The organism is Alcanivorax sp. HI0083 (genome assembly GCF_001635175.1).
In genome coordinates, this window is record NZ_LWFX01001124.1 from 1 (window position 1) to 4,628 (window position 4,628).

General features: G+C 61.2%; 6 protein-coding genes. 4 read left to right on the forward strand and 2 right to left on the reverse strand.

From position 1 onward, the window contains the following. Positions 1-412 (reverse strand): aminotransferase class I/II-fold pyridoxal phosphate-dependent enzyme (locus A3754_RS15655; RefSeq protein WP_156497022.1); only part of this gene is annotated, 412 nt, incomplete at its 3' end. Between the two features lie 9 nt (positions 413-421). Then, complete coding sequence (gene bioB / locus A3754_RS15660; RefSeq protein WP_063520453.1) at positions 422-1,573, reverse strand: biotin synthase BioB; 1,152 nt, start codon at positions 1,571-1,573, stop codon at positions 422-424. Positions 1,574-1,822: 249 nt separating this feature from the next. Here bioB and A3754_RS15665 point away from each other — a divergent pair, with 249 nt between their 5' ends. The 4 genes from A3754_RS15665 to A3754_RS15680 all read left to right on the forward strand — a co-directional run. Further along, on the forward strand, positions 1,823-2,362 hold the full coding sequence (locus A3754_RS15665) for a ComF family protein (protein ID WP_231880650.1): 540 nt from the start codon (positions 1,823-1,825) through the stop codon (positions 2,360-2,362). Between the two features lie 121 nt (positions 2,363-2,483). Then, positions 2,484-3,017, forward strand: coding sequence for a hypothetical protein (locus A3754_RS15670; RefSeq protein WP_063520455.1), 534 nt, complete (start codon positions 2,484-2,486; stop codon positions 3,015-3,017). Positions 3,018-3,064: 47 nt separating this feature from the next. After that, a complete protein-coding gene (locus A3754_RS15675) occupies positions 3,065-3,748 on the forward strand; it encodes a 2-phosphosulfolactate phosphatase (RefSeq protein ID WP_063520456.1) in 684 nt (227 codons plus the stop codon). 95 nt (positions 3,749-3,843) lie between these two features. After that, positions 3,844-4,628, forward strand: a 785-nt coding sequence (locus tag A3754_RS15680; protein WP_197468681.1) for an acyl-CoA dehydrogenase family protein, incomplete at its 3' end; no start/stop codon positions are given.

Sequence of the window (4,628 nt, forward strand, 5' to 3'; positions counted from 1 at the left end):
CGCCGTCCAGTAGCGAAGCATGATTGAGGCGATCTTCGAATACGGCATCGCGCTTGCCCAGCAAGGCGGACATGACGCCCAGATTGGCCATGTAACCGGTGGAAAACAGCAGCGCGCGTTCACGGCCAGTGTGCTCGGCCAGCGCCTCTTCCAGATCCTGATGGGGACGCTGATGACCGCAAACCAGATGCGACGCACCGCTGCCTACGCCCCAGTCCCGTGCCCCCTGCCGGAACGCCTCGATAACATCCGCATCGTTGGCCAGGCCAAGGTAATCGTTACTGCAGAAATTCAGGTACTGCTGGCCGCCCACAAGCGCATGCCGGCCACAGGGGCCGTCCATGATTTGTTGCTGGCGATAGCGGTGCTGCTCCCGGCGGGCCGCCAGGTCGGCGGCCAGATCAAAGCCCACAGGCGAGCCTCAGTGCTCGGTGGCGGTGGGTCGACCGGTGTCCTTGTCCAGCACGTGCTTGGCGGCCCGCTTACTGTCCAAGGCGTTATAGAAAAGCCCGGCTTCCTCCGCTTGCTGCTCGGACACCTGTGCCTGGATGGCTTCTTCATGGGCTTCGTCGGACGCTTCGTGACGCGGATCCAGCGGGTGAATCCCCAGACGCTTGAACAGGCGCTGGTCGTGGTTGGCTTCCGGGTTATCGGTGGTCAGCAGCCGTTCGCCATAGAAAATGGAGTTGGCACCGGCCATGAAACACAGGGCCTGGGCTTCGTCGTTCATTTCCTGACGACCCGCAGACAGCCGCACATAGGATTGCGGCATCAGGATCCGGGCCACCGCCACGGTCCGCACAAATTCGAAGGGGTCCAGATCGTCCACATCCGCCAGCGGCGTGCCTTCAATCTTTACCAGCATGTTGATGGGCACGGATTCCGGGTGGTGCGGCAAATTAGCCAACTGCTGCAGCAGGCCCACCCGATCATTGCGCTCCTCGCCCATGCCGACGATACCGCCGCAGCACACCTTCATGCCCGCGTCGCGCACATTGGCCAGGGTGGACAGGCGATCATTGTAGGTGCGAGTGGTGATCACCTGGCCGTAGTATTCCGGCGAGGTGTCCAGATTGTGGTTGTAGTAATCCAGGCCCGCCTCGGCCAGCGCCCCCGCCTGGCCTTCATTGAGCATACCCAGAGTCATGCAGGTCTCCATGCCCAGGTCTTTGACCTGACGGATCATGTCCAGCACATAGGGCATGTCCTTGTCGCGGGGGCTGCGCCAGGCGGCGCCCATGCAAAACCGGGACGCCCCGTTCTGCCGGGCAGCCTTGGCCTCTTCCACCACACGGGACACTTCCAGCAATTTCTCTTTTTCCAGCTCGGTGTTGTAGTGACCGGACTGGGAGCAGTATTTGCAGTCTTCCGGGCAGGCGCCGGTCTTGATCGACAGCAGGGTGCTCACCTGCACCGCATTGGGATCGAAATGGGCCCGGTGCAGCGCCGCCGCCTGGAAGATCAAATCGTTGAACGGCAAGGCAAACAGGGCGTCGATCTCACTGCGTTTCCAGTCATGGCGTACAGCCATATCCGTGGATGGCGATTGGGCGGTGCTGGCGATGGCGGGCATGCTTCATTCTCCTCAAGTAACGTCAGCAGGCTAAGGAGCCCCATGGCACCTGTCAACCTGAAAGCCGCAACAAAAGTTTACTGCAGTATACTTTTTGATCACATCAACCCCTCACCCTGCACTCTCTGCGGCCAATCAGACAGCGGTGGCTTGTGCGCTGACTGCCTGCCTCTGCTGCCCCGGGTTACAGAGCCCATCTGTCGCTGCGGGCTTCCCCACGGCGACGATTCCACCACCCTTGCAGACCCTGTGGCGCCCTTGTGTGGGCGCTGTGTTCGCCAGCCGCCGCCCTTTTCCGCCAGCCAGGCACCCCTGCAATATAATTTCCCGGTAGATGCCCTCATTACACGCTACAAGCACCGGGCCGACCTGACGGTGGAGCGAGCCATCAGCCCGCTATTGGCAGAAACTCCCCTGCCATGGGTGGATACCGATGCCCTGTGCCCACTGCCTGTCCACTGGCGACGGCGGTGGCGCCGCGGCTTCGACCAGGGCGCCCACCTTGCCCACCTGCTGGGACGATATTGGCAACGCCCTGTACTGCCGGCCCTGGTGCGCCAGCGGGCCACTCCCAGCCAGCAAGGGCTTACCCGCCGGCAAAGGCAACGCAACCTGCGCAAGGCCTTTGAGTGTCAGCGCCCAGTGAGCGGATTGCGCCTTATTCTGGTCGATGACGTAATGACCACCGGCAGCAGCGCCCGGGCGGCCGCGCAATGCCTTCTTGACCACGGCGCAGCCGATGTGCGCGTGTGGACCCTGGCTCGTACACTGGGCCACCGTCGCGACTAAACGCGCAATCGTTATCCGGAACCAGCCGGCAAGACTGAGCATGCAAGGAGTTTTTCAGCAGGCGGCTAGGCCCCATAGCCACCTTTAGGCATAATAACGGCTTGTTCACGGAGGGAATCACATGACAAGAATAATAATCGCACTGACCTTGCTGATACTGGGCTGCTCCAGTGTTCAGGCCGAAGACCGTTATAGCGGCGTCACCCTGATGCGCGGCACCGTGGTGTCCGTTGGCCGGGTCGATCCGACGGAAAATATCGGCACCGGTTTTTTTGTGGATGCCAATTACACCAGCGTGGCGCTGAATGCCGGCGTGGGCACCAAGAAGTTCGGTGACTCGCCGATTCGCCGCGATTCCGGCGACGACGATCTTTCCGCAGCAGACAGCGAGCGGGTCACCAATGGCTATGCCGGTGTGGGCTTTGGCCGCATTATCCAGATCCAGTATGGGTACGGCAGTGAAGGCGACCTGCTGCGTTACCGCTCCGACTTCAACTACCGTTCAGTGATCGATTTCTTCACCGGCAAGCGCACCCCCAAAGACCGCCTGACCCTGGGTGACCGCCTCACGTTCACCATTGCCGTTGAGCAATACCTGGACGACGAAGACGAAATTTTCGACAACGCAACCTGGGGCATCGGCCTGCTGTTCTGATCCGTTCACCGTGTCAGGCTCCGCACCGCCCCCCGGCAAGGAAGACCATGGACATACACATTGCCCAGGGGCACAACCCGCCACACAACATTCATGGCATTACCGTGGTGATCGACGTAATCCGCGCTTTCACCACCAGCCACCATGCCTTTCGCAAAGGCCTGCGCTGCATCTGGCCGGTAGCCAGTGCCGAGCAGGCTTTTGCCCTGCGCGACGAACACCTGCCTGAAGCACTGCTGGCCGGCGAGGTAGACGCCTTGCCGATTCCCGGTTTTGATTTTGGCAATTCCCCCTGGGAAATCGATCAGGCCGAGCTGCAGGACAAAGAACTGATTCTGCGCACCACCAACGGCGTCGCCGCCACCCTGCGTGCCCGCGACAGCCGTGAGGTGCTGGTGGCCGGGCTGGTCAATGCGGAGGCCACCGCCAACTATTTGCGCAAACAGAACCCGCCCACCGTGGTGCTGGTCGCCTCCCACCCCACCGGCGACGAAGACGTGGCCTGCGCCGAATACATCCGTCACCTGCTGGGCGGAGAGGGCATCACCTACCAGGCAGCCCGCGACCGCACCCTCAATGCCAGGGCGGCACAGAAATTTTTCGCCGGCACTCACCCTCGGCTACGCCCCCAGGATATTGAGGCCGCCGCCAGCAGCGAAGGCGCCAATGCGCTGACCATGCACGTGCGTTTTGACCCGCAACCCTGCATCACCGCCCAGCAGGCGCCCTGACACCCAGCGTCAATCATTCCGTTCTTTTTGATCAATGCGCCGTCACCATCGGGCTTGCTACTGTTGATTGAATTCTCACCCAACAGGACAGCCCGATGATCCAGTGGTCCGAACAACAGCAAATGATCCAGAAAATGGTGCGCGACTTTGTGGAAAAGGAAGTCGTGCCGCAGCTGGACGATATCGAATATAACGGCGTTCCTCCCTATGACATCCTGCGCAAGCTGATCAAAACCTTCGGCATGGATGTCATGGCCAAGCAATCATTCGACAAGCAGATTGCCCGCGAGAAAGCCCTCGCCGCCGGCGACGCCGTCGACGAGAAAAAGAAGAAGGACGGCCCCTCAGCCATGGCCGGCGAAGAAGCCGCCATGCGCATGATCCCGATTATTGAACTGTGCAAACACGCTCAGGGCCTGGTCACCGCCATGGGCGTCTCCATGGGTCTGGGCGGTGGCGCCATCATGAGCAAGGGCACCACCGAGCAGAAAGAACGCTGGGCCCTGCCCCTGCTGACCCTGGAAAAAGTGGGCGCCTGGGCCATTTCCGAACCCAATGCCGGTTCCGACGCCTTCGGCCAGATGAAGACCCTGGCCAAGCGCGACGGCAACGGCGGCTACATCATCAACGGCAGCAAGACCTGGATCACTAACGGCCCCTACGCCGACACCATCATCCTGATCTGTAAACTGGACGAAGAAGGGGTGCCCGCGGACCAGCGCAAAATTGTCTCCTTTATTCTCGACAGCGGCATGGAAGGCCTGGAGCAATCCAAACCCTTCAAGAAAATGGGCATTGGCTCTTCCCCCACCGGCGAACTGTTCCTCTCCGACGTGAAAGCCGGCCCGGAACGCCTGCTGGGCGGCAGCGAAGACGGCTA